The organism is Streptomyces sp. NPDC046197 (genome assembly GCF_040646295.1).
Lineage (GTDB): Bacteria > Actinomycetota > Actinomycetes > Streptomycetales > Streptomycetaceae > Streptomyces.
The window spans coordinates 40754-55737 of the sequence record NZ_JBEYZY010000020.1 but is presented as its reverse complement, the minus strand read 5'-3'; the positions used below and the strand labels follow the sequence as shown (position 1 = coordinate 55737).

At 73.3% G+C, this 14984-nt stretch carries 14 protein-coding genes and 1 pseudogene; 9 read left to right on the top strand and 6 right to left on the bottom strand.

What is annotated here, in order from left to right:
* Positions 1–6 precede the first annotated feature (6 nt).
* Both AB0A61_RS26070 and AB0A61_RS26065 read right to left on the bottom strand, forming a co-directional pair.
* Positions 7–750 carry a C4-type zinc ribbon domain-containing protein gene (locus AB0A61_RS26070; protein ID WP_361297063.1) on the bottom strand — a complete coding sequence of 248 codons (744 nt, stop codon included), beginning with the start codon at positions 748–750 and terminating at the stop codon, positions 7–9.
* On the bottom strand, positions 747–1619 hold the full coding sequence (locus tag AB0A61_RS26065) for a Nif3-like dinuclear metal center hexameric protein (RefSeq protein ID WP_361296822.1): 873 nt from the start codon (positions 1617–1619) through the stop codon (positions 747–749). Before AB0A61_RS26065 ends, AB0A61_RS26070 begins: the two co-directional genes overlap by 4 nt.
* Before the next feature lie 198 nt (positions 1620–1817).
* Here AB0A61_RS26065 and AB0A61_RS26060 point away from each other — a divergent pair, with 198 nt between their 5' ends.
* Both AB0A61_RS26060 and AB0A61_RS26055 read left to right on the top strand, forming a co-directional pair.
* The gene (locus AB0A61_RS26060; protein WP_361296819.1) at positions 1818–3236 is read left to right on the top strand and encodes a hypothetical protein; all 1419 of its coding nucleotides are present in this window, start codon (positions 1818–1820) and stop codon (positions 3234–3236) included.
* A gap of 104 nt (positions 3237–3340) precedes the next feature.
* Entirely contained in the window at positions 3341–3535 is a 195-nt protein-coding gene (locus tag AB0A61_RS26055) for a hypothetical protein (protein ID WP_361296816.1), read from the top strand.
* Between the two features lie 121 nt (positions 3536–3656).
* Here the strand turns inward: AB0A61_RS26055 and AB0A61_RS26050 are convergent, their stop codons facing one another.
* The 3 genes from AB0A61_RS26050 to AB0A61_RS26040 all read right to left on the bottom strand — a co-directional run bounded on the left by AB0A61_RS26050 (position 3657) and on the right by AB0A61_RS26040 (position 6704).
* Positions 3657–4595: a 3-oxoacyl-ACP reductase gene (locus tag AB0A61_RS26050; RefSeq protein ID WP_361296813.1), complete on the bottom strand. Its 939-nt coding sequence runs from the start codon at positions 4593–4595 to the stop codon at positions 3657–3659.
* 25 nt (positions 4596–4620) lie between these two features.
* The gene (locus AB0A61_RS26045; RefSeq protein ID WP_361296810.1) at positions 4621–5697 is read right to left on the bottom strand and encodes a Zn-dependent alcohol dehydrogenase; all 1077 of its coding nucleotides are present in this window, start codon (positions 5695–5697) and stop codon (positions 4621–4623) included.
* A 149-nt stretch (positions 5698–5846) separates the two neighbouring features.
* Positions 5847–6704, bottom strand: a complete 858-nt coding sequence (locus AB0A61_RS26040) for a MaoC/PaaZ C-terminal domain-containing protein (RefSeq protein ID WP_361296807.1) — start codon at positions 6702–6704, stop codon at positions 5847–5849.
* Positions 6705–7011: 307 nt separating this feature from the next.
* Here AB0A61_RS26040 and AB0A61_RS26035 point away from each other — a divergent pair.
* The 3 genes and pseudogenes from AB0A61_RS26035 to AB0A61_RS26025 form a co-directional block, all read left to right on the top strand.
* Positions 7012–7230: pseudogene (locus AB0A61_RS26035) on the top strand (ABC transporter permease); the annotation flags it as partial.
* A 17-nt stretch (positions 7231–7247) separates the two neighbouring features.
* A complete protein-coding gene (locus tag AB0A61_RS26030) occupies positions 7248–8546 on the top strand; it encodes a sensor histidine kinase (protein ID WP_361296804.1) in 1299 nt (432 codons plus the stop codon).
* Between the two features lie 69 nt (positions 8547–8615).
* A complete protein-coding gene (locus AB0A61_RS26025; RefSeq protein ID WP_361296801.1) occupies positions 8616–9257 on the top strand; it encodes a response regulator transcription factor in 642 nt (213 codons plus the stop codon).
* A gap of 22 nt (positions 9258–9279) precedes the next feature.
* Here the strand turns inward: AB0A61_RS26025 and AB0A61_RS26020 are convergent, their stop codons facing one another.
* On the bottom strand, positions 9280–10020 hold the full coding sequence (locus tag AB0A61_RS26020; RefSeq protein WP_361296798.1) for a class I SAM-dependent methyltransferase: 741 nt from the start codon (positions 10018–10020) through the stop codon (positions 9280–9282).
* 412 nt (positions 10021–10432) lie between these two features.
* Between AB0A61_RS26020 and AB0A61_RS26015 the strand changes: the two genes are divergently transcribed.
* The 4 genes from AB0A61_RS26015 (at position 10433) to AB0A61_RS26000 (ending at position 14900) form a co-directional block, all read left to right on the top strand.
* Entirely contained in the window at positions 10433–12175 is a 1743-nt protein-coding gene (locus AB0A61_RS26015) for an MFS transporter (protein WP_361296795.1), read from the top strand.
* Positions 12176–12298: 123 nt separating this feature from the next.
* Complete coding sequence (locus AB0A61_RS26010; RefSeq protein ID WP_361296792.1) at positions 12299–12988, top strand: class I SAM-dependent methyltransferase; 690 nt, start codon at positions 12299–12301, stop codon at positions 12986–12988.
* Positions 12989–13010: 22 nt separating this feature from the next.
* Positions 13011–13976 carry an N-acetylmuramoyl-L-alanine amidase gene (locus tag AB0A61_RS26005; protein WP_361296789.1) on the top strand — a complete coding sequence of 322 codons (966 nt, stop codon included), beginning with the start codon at positions 13011–13013 and terminating at the stop codon, positions 13974–13976.
* 156 nt (positions 13977–14132) lie between these two features.
* Entirely contained in the window at positions 14133–14900 is a 768-nt protein-coding gene (locus tag AB0A61_RS26000) for a DUF5336 domain-containing protein (protein ID WP_361296786.1), read from the top strand.
* Positions 14901–14984 lie beyond the last annotated feature (84 nt).

The window sequence follows — 14984 nt, the reverse complement described above, 5'->3', positions numbered from 1 at the left end:
CCGTCCTTACAGGCCGGACTCGGCGGTGCGCACCAGGATGCGGCGGCAGTTCTCGCAGCGCACGACGGTGTCGGGCGCGGCCGCACGGATCTCGCTCAGCTCGGTGATGGCGAGCTCCTGGCGGCAGCCCTGGCAGGTGCGCTGGTACAGCTTGGCCGCGCCGATGCCGCCCTGCTGCTCGCGCAGCTTGTCGTAGAGCTTGAGCAGGTCGGCGGGGACGGAACCGGCGATGACCTCGCGCTCCTTGGTCACCGAGGCCACCTCGCCGTCGATCTCCTCGCAGACCGCGTCCCGGCGCGCGGACGCGTCGTCGATCTTCGCCTGGACCGAGGCGACGCGCTCGGTCAGCTCAGCGACCCGCTCCTGCGCGGACTCACGGCGCTCCATGACCTCCAGCACCACGTCCTCCAGATCGCCCTGCCGCTTGGCCAGGGACGCGATCTCGTGCTGGAGGTTCGACAGGTCCTTCGGCGAGGTGACCGCGCCGGAGTCGAGGCGCTGCTGGTCGCGGGCGGCGCGCTGGCGCACCTGGTCCACGTCCTGCTCGGCCTTGGTCTGCTCGCGGGCGGTGTCGCTCTCCTCGGTCTGCGCGGCGACCAGGAGGTCGCGCAGCTGCGTGAGGTCTTTGGTCAGCGACTCGATCTCGCCGTGCTCGGGCAGGGACCTCCGCCGGTGCGCGAGCTGCTGCAGGCGTACGTCGAGGTCCTGGACGTCGAGGAGTCGGATCTGGTCGGCGGGCGCGGCGTTCAGTTGGGGGCTCCCGTTGCGCTAGTGCTGGTGGTGGAGGCGGACGCCGCGTGGGCGGTCCAGGGGTCGGTGACCGTCTTCGACACATGGACGCGAAGGCCCCATCCGTGCCGGTCGGAGATCTCGTCGAGCTGGGCGGCGGCCAGCTCGCACCAGGGCCACTCGGTGGCCCAGTGCGCCGCGTCGAGCAGCGCGGGGGGACCGTCGGCGCCTGCCGCCATGAACTCCGAGGCGGGGTGGTGGCGCAGGTCCGCGGTGAGGAAGGCGTCGACGCCCGCGGCCCGTGCGTGGTCGAAGAGGCTGTCGCCGGAGCCGCCGCTCACCGCGACCGTGCGGACCACCGCCTCCAGGTCGCCGGCCACACGGATGCCCTGCGCGGTGGCGGGCAGCCGCTCGGCGGCGCGGGCGGCCAGTTCACCGACGGTCAGCGGATGGTCCAGCTCGCAGACGCGGCCCAGACCCCGCCGGCCTTCCGGGTCGCCGGGGTCCGGCACGAGGGGCCGCAGGACACGAAGGTCCAGCGCGCCCGCGAGCGCGTCGGAGACGCCCGGGTCGGCGGTGTCCGCGTTGGTGTGCGCCACGTGCAGCGCGACGTCGTTCTTGATGAGGGTGTGCACCACGCGGCCCTTGAAGGTGGAGGCCGCGACCGTCGTCGTACCGCGCAGGTAGAGCGGGTGGTGGGTGACCAGCAGGTCGGCGCCCAGCTTCACCGCCTCGTCGACGACCTCCTGCACCGGGTCGACGGCGAACAGCACCCTGCCGACCTCCTGGCCGGGCTCGCCGACGACGGTGCCGACCGCGTCCCAGGACTCGGCCCGCTCGGCGGGCCACAGGTTCTCCAGCGCGGCGATGACTTCAGACAGACGGGGCACGGATGCAAGGCTACCCGGCCGTTCCCTGCGGCTGAACCGGCACCGCCGCCGCGGACCCGGCCGTCCGCGTCCAGCACATCGGTCTCCACCCCCTCAGGAGAATCGCTTCTCCTCCACCCTTATGTGTGAAGCCGCCGCCCGCCGCTGCGCCGTCTGCGCGTGCGAAAACTAGCCTCCGTCACCGGAGGTGACCGAACGATGACAGCCTGTGCGTCTCCCAAGCTCTCAGCTGCGTTCGAGCAGGGGGTGGCCCCACCGCCCACGGCGGAGAACGAGCACGGCGGTACGCGGCGGGCAGGCTGCGCGATCACGGTGGACGGCTGCTACGCCGCCCTTCTGGCGCGCAGCGGGGACTGCTGGTACCCCGAGCGCTGGACGCTGGACGGCCCCGAGCCGTACGCGGTGCCGCTGCCCGGCAACCAGCCGGAGGAGCCCGGTACGGAGGTGCAGCCGATGGGCGACGGCCGGGTCCTCATCCGGCGGCTGGTGGCCGGACGGCACACCTTCTCGCTGCTGTACCCGACCGGTCCGCGCACCGGGGAACTGCCGCTCGGCGCGGTCGAGTGCCCCGCCGACGGCACCCGGCTGCGGCTGCTGCCCCCGGCACCGGGAGGCGAGCGGGCGTACGCGCTCGCCGTGGGCCCGCGCTCGACGGCGGTGTGGCTGGTGGCGGGCGGCGCCTTCGGGCCCGAGCCCCTGGCCGAGGTGCCGGGCCGCTGCTCGGGCGGGGTCTGGCTGGACCGGACGGGACGCATGCTGGCCCTGGACCGGGCGGCCGGGGGGCGGACCAAGGCGGTCGTGGTGGACCTGGCCCACGGCGGCGAGGTGTCGCCGCTGCTGCAGATCGCGGCCCACAGCGACGACCGGCTGCTGCTCGCCGACCCCGACAGCGGGCTCCTGCTGATCAGCTCGGACGCGCCCTCGCCCGGCCGGCAACGGCTGGGCTGGGGGGTGCTGGGCAGCACCCTGCCGGTGCGCTTCCCGGAGTGCCTGCGGCTGCCGGGCTGCACGATGACGCCGTTCGCGATCCAGCCGGGGCAGGTGCTGACGCCGGAGCACTGCGCGGTGGCGCTGCGCTGCGACGGCGCGTTCGGCAGCTGGGTCGGCGTGTGGCGCCCCTCCGAGCGCCAGGTCCACCATCTCCCGGCGCCGGAGGGGTGGTTGGCCGGGGCCGGGCTGTGGACGCCGGACGGGGAGCTCCACCTGCCCTACGCCGGCGACGCGGTGCCGTGCGGGGTGGAGCGCTGGGCGCCGCCGACGCCCGCGACGACGGCGCAGGAGGCGGCGGCCGAGGCGACCGTCCCCACCGCCCACGGGACGGTCGCCTACGGGACGGTGGGGACGGTCGCCTACGGGACGGTGGGCCGCGGGGCGGTCGCCTACCGGACGGTCGGCCCCGGAACAGTCGCCCACGGGACGTTCGTGCACCCGGCGCACCCGGCCTCGAACTCGGCTCCCGAGGCTGCTTCCCCGGCCCCGCCCCCGGCAGCGGACATGCCGCACCCCGCGGCGGGGGTGCGGCGGGACGCCCTGGAACCGGAACCTCCGAAACCCTCCGCGCCCCGTCCGGTCCCCTTGCAGCAGGCCCCGCTGACGGGGCGTACGGCAAGCAGGTAACGAAGTCGTGCCGGTTGGCGTGGCCGCCTGGATTTCGCCCGAGGTGTCGCGGTTAGACTCGCCCGGCTGTACGAAAGATGATGTTGACGGGGTGGATTCTTCCGATGAGTGACGCCAACAAGACCCAGCCGCTTTCCTCCCCCAGGGGCTCCGACGGGTTCCGTTCAGGGGGGACTTCCATGGCTCCGGAGAACGCGGGCCACGGCAAGCACCGCGGCCCGGTCTCCTCGCACGACGGCGAGGAGACTCCCAGCGGCCGTCACCGCAAACCGGTCGAGGAGACCGGGGCGGCCCGCTGACGGCACGGAGCAAGCGGCCGACGGCCCCCGTCCTTCCCGAAGGACGGGGGCCGTTGCGTGCGCCGGCCAGGTGGTGTCGTTCGGATCACCGCGGGGTCCGCGCTGACCCGAACGAGACCCCCTACGCGCGCCGCAGCCCCAGCACCTCCACCGCCGCGAAGGTCTCACCCTCGGGCCGCTCGGCGTAGTGCGGCGTGAGCAGCGCGTCGAGTTCGTCGTGGGTGAAGGTGTCCTGCTTGCTGTCGAACTTCGCCGCGACCCGCGGCCGTTCGACGACCGCGACCATGCCGCCGTGGACGACGAGCAGCTGCCCGTTGATCCGGGCGGCGGCCGGCGAGGCCAGATAGCCGACGAGCGGCGCCACGTGCTCGGGGGCGAGCGGGTCGAGGCCCTCGTCGGGCCGGGCGAGTGCGGCGAAGACGTCCTGCGTCATCCGGGTGCGGGCACGTGGGCAGATCGCGTTGGCCGTCACGCCGTACTTGGCCAGGGCGAGCGCGGTCGAGGTGGTCAGCCCGACGATCCCGCCCTTGGCGGCCGCGTAGTTGGGCTGACCGGCCGATCCGGCCAGGAATGCCTCCGAGGAGGTGTTCACGATCCGCCCGTACACCGGTCCCCCGGCCGCCTTCGACCGCTCGCGCCAGTACGCGGCCGCGAAGTGGGTGGTGTTGAAGTGGCCCTTGAGGTGGACCCGGATCACCGAGTCCCACTCGTCCTCGGTCATGGAGAAGACCATGCGGTCGCGCAGGATGCCCGCGTTGTTGACCAGGATGTCCAGGCCGCCGAAGTCCTCGATGGCCGACTCGACCAGTTCCGCGGCCTGGTGGAAGTCGGCGACGTCCCCGGTGTGGGCGCGGGCCCGGCCGCCCGCCGCCCGTATCTCGGCGGCCACCTCCTCGGCGGGTGCGGCCGAGGCCGCGCCGGAGCCGTCGCGGCCGGGCTGCCCGTAGTCGTTGACGACGACGGCCGCGCCGAGCCGGGCGAGCTCCAGCGCCTCGGCCCGGCCGAGTCCGCGCCCGGCGCCCGTGACGACCGCGGAGAGCCCTTCAAGTGGCAGTGACATCAAGGTCCCTTCCGGACGGCGGAGTTCAGATCTCGATGCAGGTGCGCAGGGCGGTGCCGGTGCGCATCCGGTCGAGTGCCTCGTTGATCTCGGCCAGCGGCACCCGGTGCGTGATCAGGCCCTCCAGGTCGACCCGGCCCGCCCGCCACAGCGCGATCGTCCGCTCGTAGGAGCGCACCACGTCCCCGCCGCCGTACATCGACGGCAGGATCCGTTTCTCGTCGAAGAACAGCTCGAACATGTTGAGCCGGAGGAAGTCGTCCATGGCGCCCGCGCCGACGACGACCAGGGTGCCGCCGCGCCGGGTGTTCTCGTATGCGGTGCGCGCGGTGGCCGACCTGCCGACGACCTCGAAGACGTGGTCGAAGCCCTCCCCGCCGGTGACCCGCTGCCTGACGTCGGGCAGCTCGTCCGGCGACACCGCCTGCGTGGCACCGAACCGGAGTGCGGCCTGGCGGCGCGAGGCCACCGGGTCCACGGCGACGATCTCGGCGGCGCCCCGCAGCCGGGCGCCCTGGATGGCGGAGATGCCGACGCCGCCGCAGCCGATGACGGCGACCGACGAACCGGCCTGCAGGTCGGCGGTGTTGAGCGCGGCCCCGAGGCCCGTGGTCACTCCGCAGCCGATGAGGGCCGCGATGTCGAAGGGCACGTCGTCCGGGATCGGCACCGCGCATCCCGCGTCGACGACGACCTCCTCGGCGAAGGTGCCGGTGCCGGCGAAACCGAACACATCACCGTTGGGCCGCCCGAAGTTGGGGGTGCCCGCGTTCATGAACCCGGCCAGGCACAGCTCGGTCTGCCCCCGCCTGCAGGCCGGACACGCCCCGCAGGCGGGCAGCCAGCAGACGACGACCCGGTCACCGGCCTTCACGTGCCCGACCCCTTCGCCGACTTCCAGGATCTCGCCCGCGCCCTCGTGCCCGGGCACGAACGGAGCCGGCTGCGGCAGCACCCCGTTCATCGCGGACAGGTCCGAGTGGCACAGCCCGGTGGCCCGGACCCGGATCCTCACCTTGCCGGGGCCGAAGCCCGTGGCCTCGACGTCGTCGAGGACCTCCAGCTTGTCCTGGCCGATCTCGTGCAGTACGGCTGCGCGCATGGTGCGGCTCCCCTCGAGGACTGGTGGCTCAGGAGTGCTGGTGGGCTCTGGAAGTCCGGGCGGCTCAAGAGTGCTGGCGGCTCAAGAGTGCTGGTGGCTCGGGAAGTGCCTGTGGCTCAGGGGTGCTGGTGCTCCGTAAATGCGGCGGCTCAGGAGTGCTCGACGGTCGTGTCGGCGAGGACCGGTGCGTCGTCCCGCTCGATTGCGCTCACGGCCACCCGGACCGAGCCCGGCGACCGCCACATGCGGATGCGCAGGGTCTCCCCCGGGTACACCACCCCGGCGAACCGCGTGGTGTAGGACCGCACGCGGGTGACGTCCGCGCCGAGCAGGGTGTCGACGACCGCCTTGAGTGTCATGCCGTAGCTGCACAGCCCGTGCAGGATGGGCCGGTCGAACCCGGCGAGCTTGGCGAACTCGGGGTCGGCGTGCAGCGGGTTGTAGTCGCCGCTCAGGCGGTACAGCAGTGCCTGGTCCTCGCGGATCGGCCGCTCGACGGTCCGCTCCGGTGGGCCGGTGGGCGGGTCCGGGCGGGCGGCGGGGCCGCGGTCGCCGCCCCAGCCGCCTTCTCCCCGCAGGAAGATCTGGGAGTCGTTGGTCCACAGCGGGCCGTCGGCGTCGGCGACCTCGGTGCGCAGGACGAGGATGGCCGCCTTCCCCTTGTCGTAGACGGCGGCGATCCGGTGGGTGGCGCGCGCCGTGCCCGTCACCGGGATGGGCCGGTGCAGGGTCAGCGTCTGGCCGCCGTGCAGCACGCGGGCCAGGTCGACCTCCACGCCGGGCATGGACAGGCCGCTGATCACGCCGGGCGTACCGGAGCCGGCGACGGTGGCGAAGCTCGGCAGGACGTGCAGCCGGGACTCCAGGGTGTAGCGCAGTTCGTCGGGGTCGGTGGCGGGGATGCCCGCGCCGATGCCGAGGTGGTAGAGCTGGACGTCCTTGGGGCCCCAGGAGATCTCGCCGGTACGGGGCTCGGCCGCCAGGGCCTTGGCTGCGTCGATGGGCATGGGTCTCCTCGCGGGTCCAAGACCTCGGTGGGGCCGTCCGCACCGTCGGCCGCACCGAGGTCGTCACGGGCCGACCTAGAACGCGTTCCAGTCCGGCGCCCCCTGTATAGCCCAGCGCACCACGGTTGTGAAGGCTCCTGACGCTGTGTCAGCTCGGTCGTGCTCGGTCGGCCGTGACATTTGTCCTGCCCGAGTCCGTACAAGCGCATCTGCCGGGTGGACGGGGTCGGTTCGTAGCGTCGTGGCCATGACGAAGGAGAACGGGACACGGCCGGCCGTGTCCTTCACGGGGGCCGTCAGGACCTTCGCCGTCCTGGGCGGCCTGTGGTTCCCGGTCGCCCTCTTCCCGCACTGGCTGCGCGCCCTCAGCGCGTACACCCCGACCAGCCGCGTCGCCCAGCTCGGTGTCCCGGTCGCCGAGGGGCACGCCCCGGCGGTGGGCGCGGTCCTGGTCCTGACGGCCTGGCCGGCGGCCTTCGGCTCGTACGCCGTGCCGGCGTACCGTCGCTGCGCGGAGACGGTGTGACCGGGGGGAGCGGGGACATGGCCTTGAGGCACAGGATCGGCCGTGCGTGGAGTGAGGGGCGCGAGGCGGTCCGCCTGGCGCGGCGGCAGCAGCGCTCCTACCAGCAGAACAAGGGACGCCTGAAGGCCGAGTACTGTGCGGCCCGGAAGGCCGGGGAGATTCCCGAGCACCCGGGGCCGCCCGCCAACGGCCTGAGCCTGTTGCCCTGGCTGCTGATGGGCATGGGCGCCTTCTCGAACATCTTCGAGGGCAGGACGCCCAACCCGTGGATCGGCGGCCTGGGCCTGCTGGCCTTCAACTCGCTGTACATCTACGTGGCGTTCCGGGCCTTCGACAAGAAGCGGCGCACGGCGGCGTCCACGCGGGTGGCCCTAGGCCTGCTGGCCGCGGTGACCTGCGGGCTGGCCCTGGGCTACGGCGGCAGCTGGCTGCTGTGCTTCCCGCTGCTGGGGCTGGCGACGGGCGCCGCACTGCGCGGGCCGTCCCTGCGCGGCGTCGGCACCGCGACGGCCGTCCTCGCGGGCGTGGTCTCCTGTTTCCGGGACGGCTGGAACGGGCTCAACATCGCCTACGCGACCTGGATCTCCACCATGGTGACGGCCGCGATCCTCTCCCTGTCCGAGGCGGTACGGGAACTGCGCGCCGCCCGTGAGGAGCTGGCCCGCCGCGCGGTGGAGGAGGAGCGCCTGCGCTTCTCCCGTGACCTGCACGACCTGCTCGGGCACACCCTGTCGGTGATCGTGGTGAAGTCGGAGGCGGCCCGCCGCCTTGCGCCCCGGGACCTGCCGGCGGCGCTGACGCAGATCACCGACATCGAGTCGGTGGGCCGCCAGGCGCTGACCGAGGTGCGCGAGGCGGTCACCGGCTACCGCGAGGGGAGTCTCAGCACGGAACTGGACCGGGCCGGTTCGGCGCTGACCGCCGCCGGCATCGAACCCGTCGTCCAGCGGTCGGGACCTCCGCTGGCCTCCCGGAGCGAGGCGCTGCTGGGCTGGGTGGTGCGCGAGGCGGTCACCAACGCCGTGCGCCACAGCGGCGCCACCCGCTGCGAGATCGTCCTCGACGGCACGCCCGAGCGGGTCCGCCTGAGGATCGTCGACAACGGTGACGGCACGCCCTCCCGGCCGGCCCCGGAGGGCATCGGCGGTACCGGTCTGAAGGGTCTGACCGAACGCCTCGCGGCGGCGGGCGGTTCGCTGCGGGCGGGCCCCTCGCCGCGCGGTGGATTCACGGTCACCGCCGAACTGCCCGTGGACGGCGAGGACGGTACGGGGCAGGCGGATCAGGCGCTCGCCGCGGCGCCCAGGCCGACGTGACGGCCCGGCGCCGCGCACCGTCAGAACGCTCGGAGCCCGCCCGTACGGCGCTTTCAATAGGCTTGCGCCGTGAACGAGATGCCCGGCGGCCACCCGCCTGCCCAGTCCATCCGCGTCCTGCTCGCCGAGGACCAGGGAATGATGCGTGGCGCCCTCGCCCTGCTGCTCGGCATGGAGGAGGACATGGAGGTCGTCGCGCAGGTCTCGGCGGGCGACGCGATCGTGGGCGCCGCGCTGGCCCACCGCCCCGACGTGGCCCTGCTGGACATCGAACTGCCGGGCCGAAGCGGCCTGGACGCCGCCGCGGAGTTGCGCGAGCAGCTGCCCGGCTGCCGGGTGCTGATCCTGACCACGTTCGGGCGCCCCGGTTATCTGCGCCGGGCCATGGAGGCCGGCGCGGCGGGCTTCCTGGTCAAGGACGGACCGGTGGAGGAGCTGGCGGCCGCGGTCCGCCGGGTGCTCGCCGGCGAGACCGTGGTCGACCCGGCGCTCGCCACGGCCGCGCTCAGCGCGGGGCCCAACCCGCTCACCGCCCGCGAGTGCGATGTGCTGAACGCCTCGGCCGACGGGGCCACGGTCGCGGACATCGCCGCCAGGCTGCACCTGTCGGAGTCCACCGTGCGCAACTACCTCTCCTCCGCGATCGGCAAGACCGGCACCCGCAACCGCATGGAGGCGATGCGCGAGGCACGACAGCAGGGCTGGCTGTAGCCGTGCCGTCCCCTGGCGGGTGCTACGACCCGCCGGGTTCGCGACGGAACAGCGCCGTCCACAGGAAGCTCTCACCGAAGCAGGGCGAGTCACCGGGCTCGTCGCGCATCCGCCGCAGCTCCACCTCCGTCAGGTCCGCGAAGATCCGGCGGAGAGACTCGGGCGTGTAGGCCAGCCCGCCGTGCAGACGGCCGGTGCGGTACAGCTCGGCGTCGGGCAGCTCGGAGCCCATGCCGCCGGCCGCGAAGCAGGTGAGGGCCAGGTGACCGCCGGGGGCGAGGACGCGGTCCAGCAGGGCGAGGTAACTGACGCGGCGGTGCGGGGGCAGGTGGTGGAAGCAGCCGGAGTCGTAGACCAGGTCGTACGGCCCGGTGAGCTCGGTTTCCGCGAGTGCGAAGGCGTTCCCGCAGCGGAAGCGGACCGTTGCCCCGGCCTCGCCGGCCCGCTCCCGCGCCCAGGCGACGGCCGCCGGGGACAGGTCGACGGCGTCCACCTCGTACCCCCGGGCGGCGAGATGGAGCGCGTTGCGGCCCGGCCCGCACCCCAGGTCGAGCGCCCGGCGCCCGCCGAGCGCGCCGCGGTCCAGCCAGGCGACGAGGCTCTCGTCCGGTTTGGCGACGAAGAACGGCACCGGCCGGGCACGGTCGGCGTAGAACCCGTCCCACCAGTCGGCCGCGCCACCGGTCCACCGGTCGGCGTCCGGCGCGAACAGGCCGTCCAGCAGCCGGAGTACGTCGTCCACGGTGCGGATGTCCCGGTCCATGCCCTGCCCTCCCCAAGCCCTCGCCCGGACGCCTCGTGATCCGGGCCCGATCGTAGGGCGGTGCGGAGGAAGCGGCAGATCGGCCCGCGGAGCGCGAGCCTCCCACCGGCCGCCCGGCGGACCGGGAGACGGCCCCGAGTGGGATCACCCACGGGGTGGGGCGAAACAGCGGAGGCACCCGTGCCGAGGGTCCGCGGGGCGGCGTCCCGCACCACGCCGGCCGGGGTTTTTCCGGGTGCGAGTCCCGGAGTTCGCCCCCGCCCCCGCCCCCCGCTCAGATCGTCACGGAACGGTCAAGAATTCGTTAGTACGCCAAAGCATCGGAATAGTTGCCTCGGCGTACGGGGTTTACCGGGCACTTGTCCCGAACGCCTGATCACCGACCCACCCTTCGGCCCGGAGGCCTCACCCCATGACGCTCACGACGACCGACCAGCCCACCAGGAGCGCGAGCGGGGCCCTCGTCCCGGTGCTCGCCTTCGCGGGCATCGTGGTCGCGGTGATGCAGACCCTGCTCGTCCCGGTCATCAAGGACCTGCCGCAGCTGCTGAACACGTCGCCCAGCAACGGCACCTGGGTCCTCACCTCGACGCTCCTCTCGGGCGCCGTGGCCACACCGATCATGGGCCGCCTCGGGGACCTGTACGGCAAGCGCCGGATGCTGATCGCCAGCCTCGCGGTGATGGTGGTGGGCGCGCTGCTCAGCGCGGTCACCAGCACCCTGCTCCCCATGATCGTGGGCCGTACGCTCCAGGGCTTCGCGATGGGCGCGATCCCGCTCGGTATCGGCCTGATGCGCGACATGCTGCCCCGCGAGCGGCTCGGCTCGGCCATGGCGCTGATGAGCTCCTCGATCGGCGTCGGCGGCGGCCTCGCGCTGCCCGCCGCCGCGCTGGTCGCCCAGCACGCCAACTGGCACGCCCTGTTCTACGGCGCCGCCGGACTCGGCGCCCTGTCCATCGTGCTCACCCTCCTCGCCGTACCGGAGTCCCCGATGCGCGCCGAGGGCTCCTTCGACCTGCTGGGCGCGCTCGGCCTGGCCACCGGCCTGGTCCTGCTCCTGCTGCCCATCACCAAGGGCAGCGACTGGGGCTGGTCGTCCGGCACCACGCTCGGCCTGTTCGCCGCGTCCGTCGTCGTCCTGCTCCTGTGGGGCGTGCTGGAGCTGCGCGTCAAGGCCCCGCTGGTCGACCTGCGCACCACCGCGCGCCGCGAGGTGCTGCTGACCAACCTCGCCTCGATCATGGTCGGCGTCAGCTTCTACGTCGTCTCGCTCGTCCTGCCGCAGTTGCTCCAACTGCCGAAGGTCACGGGCTACGGCCTCGGCCAGTCGATGGTGGTCGCCGGTCTGCTCGTGGCGCCGCTCGGTCTGACGATGATGTTCACGGCCCCCGTCTACGCGCGCCTCTCGGCCAGGTACGGCCCGAAGGTCACCCTGATCATCGGCATGCTGATCATCGCGATCGGCTACGGCTCCGGCCTCGGCCTGATGGACGCCGCCTGGCAGAGCCTGGTCATCGCGGTGGTGCTCGGCGCGGGCATCGGCCTGGCCTACTCCTCCCTGCCCGCCCTGATCGTCGGCGCGGTCCCGGCCTCGGAGACCGGTGCGGCGAACGGCCTCAACACCCTCATGCGGTCCATCGGCACCTCGGTCTCCAGCGCCGTGATCGGCATGGTGCTGGCCAACACGGCGAACCACGTGCACGGCCTCGCGATCCCCACCATGCACGGCTTCCGCGTCTCCTTCCTGATCGCGACGGCCGCGGTCGCGGTGGGCCTGCTGCTCGCCCTGTTCCTGCCGAACCGGAGCCGCCCGGCGCAGCACACGCAACTGCGCGCGAGCAGCGAGGAGGAGGCGGGCATCGCGCATGCGGAGGAGGTGTTGCGCGGCTTCCGCGGCCGTGTCCTGGACGCCGAGGGCACCCCGGTGGCCCGCGCCAAGGTCACCCTGATCGACCGCCGGGGCCGCCAGGCGGGCGCCACGCTCTCCGCGGAGGACGGGACCTACGTCCTCACCGTTCCCACCGAGGGCGCCTACGTCCTGGCCGCCAGGGCCGCGGGCCACGGCCCGCACGCCTCCTCGGCGACCCACACCGGCGCCGAGACCCCCGTCGAACTGGACCTCTCCCTCCCGGGCGAGACGATCAGCGCCTGACGGCCGCCCGAGCCGTACCGAGGCCGTACTGAGATCCCCACCACCCGCACCCCCTGTCGCCGCCCGGCAGGGGGTGCGGCAGCATGGGCGCCCGGTAACGCACGTACCAGCGGAAGGACCCCCATGCGCACGTCCCCCTCCCCCGAGCTCCCGGCTGCGCGCGGGCAGGGGGGACCCCCGGCGGAGATCCTGGCCGCCTTCGAGGCCGCGAAGGGGTTCATGCCCGTGCACGAGGGGCTCGCGCTGTACGCGGCGGCGACGCACGCGGCGCGGCTCGGGCTGCCGCTGCTGGAGGTCGGCACGTACTGCGGACGCTCCACGGTCCTGCTCGCCGACGCGGCCCGGCGGGCCGGCGTCACGGCCCTCACCGTGGACCACCACCGCGGCAGCGAGGAGCAGCAGCCCGGCTGGGACTACCACGACCCGGAGACGGTGGACCCCGAGGTCGGGCTGATGGACACGCTGCCCACCTTCCGGCGCACGCTGCACCGGGCGGGCCTGGAGGAGCACGTGGTGGCGCTCGTCGGCCGCTCGCCCCGGATCGCCGCCCTGTGGAACACGCTTCTCGGCCTGGTCTTCGTCGACGGCGGCCACACCGACGAGCACGCCACGGCCGACTACGAGGGCTGGGCCCCCCATGTGGCGGAAGGCGGCCTGCTGGTCGTCCACGACGTGTTCCCGGACCCGGTGGACGAGTTCACCGGCCAGGCGCCCTACCGCGTCTACCTCCGGGCGCTCGCGTCCGGCGCGTTCAAGGAGGTCTCGGCAACCGACTCGCTGCGCGTCCTGCGGCGAACGGGAGCGGGGATCTGAGCCCCCGGTTAGAGTCGCAGACGTGTCTTACCTAGGCCCGGAGTTCGATCCCCCGCAGCCCCGCCGGTCCCGGCGCGGGCCGCTGACCGTCGCCCTCGCCGCGCTCGTGCCCGGGGCGCTGCTCGGCTATCTCGTGTACGAGGCGGTCGGCGACTCGGGCGGCAGACCGGGCGGCGGTGCGAACCGGGCGGCCGTGCGGTCGTCGAGCGCCTCCTCGGCCGTTCCGGTCCCCTCCTATCCGGGTGAGGACGACAAGCCGGGCGGCTCCGCGACGCCGGCGCCCCGGGCCTCCGCGCCGGTCGCCGACGGTCCGCTCAAGGGCAAGGTCGTCGTCATCGACCCGGGCCACAACTCCGGCAACTTCCAGCACACGGCCGAGATCAACCGCAAGGTGAACATCGGTACGAACTGGAAGGAGTGCGACACCACCGGCACCTCCACCAACTCCGGATACACCGAGGCCCGGTTCACCCTGGACGTCGCGCACCGGCTGCGCGCGCTCCTGGAACAGCAGGGCGCCACGGTGAAAGTGACACACGACGGCGACTCGCCGTCCTGGGGCCCGTGCGTGGACGAGCGGGCCCGGTTCGGCAACGCCGCGCATGCCGACGCGGCCATCTCGATCCACGCCGACGGCGCGGCGGCGGGCGACCGCGGCTTCCACGTCATCCTCCCGGCAACCGTGCACGCCGGGGCGGCCGACACCCGCCCGATCGTCGCCGCCTCCCGCGACCTCGGGGAGCGCGTCGCGGGCAACTTCGTGCGCGTGACCGGGGAACCCCCCTCCAACTACGTCGGCGGTGGTACCGGTCTCGTCACACGTTCGGACCTGGGCGGTCTCAATCTGTCAACGGTTCCGAAGGTGTTCATCGAGTGCGGCAACATGCGCGACAGCAAGGACGCGGCGCTGCTGACCAGCAGCGCCTGGCGGCAGGAAGCGGCGCAAGGGATCTCTGAGGGAATCGTGAGTTTCCTGCGCGGGTCGTGATCAGCGCGCTGGTCCCGGCGGACAGCCTCGGCAGACTGACGATAGTGTCATCCGTACGATGAGGGGCCGGCCCCGCGCTTCCCACCGGGGCCGAGGGCGACATGGTGACAGCGACGCCTCCACCGACGACGAGACGACCTATTCGAAGGACCTGCAGTGAATATCCGCTCCCTCACTAGAGGCGACGGCGTGGTGATCGGAGCAGCGGTATTGCTGTTCATCGCGTCGTTCCTCGACTTCTACTCCTACTCCCTGGCCGGCTATTCCAACAGCCAGAACGCGTGGGAGTCCCTGGGGACAGGCCTCGGCACGTACATGGGCGCCGTCATCGGTGGCGCGCTGGTCGTCCTCAACCGCTGCCTGCCGCAGCAGCGCAAGGTGGCCGGCCTGGACCTGGGCATGGTCGGCACGGGCTTCGCGATACTCTCCGCCTGGACCCTCTTCTGGACGCTGGTGGACGTTCCCGACCACGTCGACGCCGGGGCCGGTCTGATCCTCGGCTTCATCGCGGCCCTCGTCCTGGCCGCGGCCGCCGTCGCCACCCCCCTGGTCCCCGCCCTGCAGGCCGCCCTCGTGCCCGCCCCCAAGCCGCCCGCGCCGCAGCCCTACGGGGCCCAGCCGCAGGGTGGTTACGGCTACCCGGGCGCCCAGCAGCCGGCCTTCGGCGGGCAGCAGCCGTACGCCGGGCAGCCGCAGCAGGCTCCGCAGGCTCAGCAGCCGGGCGCGCCCTTCTCCCCGTTCTGGTTCGCCGTGCCGGCCCCGCGTCCGCTGTTCGCGGAGGACGGTTCGCCCTCGCCGATCGCCGAACTGGCGCCGGGCGTGTGGTACCTGGCCGTGGAGCAGCGCGGCACGGGTCTGCTGACCGAGATGCAGGACGGCCGTCGCGGTGTCCTGCAGGACACGTCGAACATCCAGCGCGGCTGATCCGGGCAACAGCCCCGCGGCCCCTCGCCCTTCCGGGCGGGGGGCCATTGTCGTACAGTCGGTGCCCGGCAACTGACGGTGCGT

Excerpts from the sequence above, each read along its gene's own strand:
- AB0A61_RS26060 (WP_361296819.1), top strand. The coding sequence starts at position 1,818 with ATGACAGCCTGTGCGTCTCCCAAGCTCTCAGCTGCGTTCGAGCAGGGG.
- AB0A61_RS26055 (WP_361296816.1), top strand. The coding sequence starts at position 3,341 with ATGAGTGACGCCAACAAGACCCAGCCGCTTTCCTCCCCCAGGGGCTCC.
- AB0A61_RS26050 (WP_361296813.1), bottom strand. The coding sequence starts at position 4,595 with ATGTCACTGCCACTTGAAGGGCTCTCCGCGGTCGTCACGGGCGCCGGG.
- AB0A61_RS26045 (WP_361296810.1), bottom strand. The coding sequence starts at position 5,697 with ATGCGCGCAGCCGTACTGCACGAGATCGGCCAGGACAAGCTGGAGGTC.
- AB0A61_RS26040 (WP_361296807.1), bottom strand. The coding sequence starts at position 6,704 with ATGCCCATCGACGCAGCCAAGGCCCTGGCGGCCGAGCCCCGTACCGGC.
- AB0A61_RS26030 (WP_361296804.1), top strand. The coding sequence starts at position 7,248 with ATGGCCTTGAGGCACAGGATCGGCCGTGCGTGGAGTGAGGGGCGCGAG.
- AB0A61_RS26020 (WP_361296798.1), bottom strand. The coding sequence starts at position 10,020 with ATGGACCGGGACATCCGCACCGTGGACGACGTACTCCGGCTGCTGGAC.
- AB0A61_RS26015 (WP_361296795.1), top strand. The coding sequence starts at position 10,433 with ATGACGCTCACGACGACCGACCAGCCCACCAGGAGCGCGAGCGGGGCC.
- AB0A61_RS26010 (WP_361296792.1), top strand. The coding sequence starts at position 12,299 with ATGCGCACGTCCCCCTCCCCCGAGCTCCCGGCTGCGCGCGGGCAGGGG.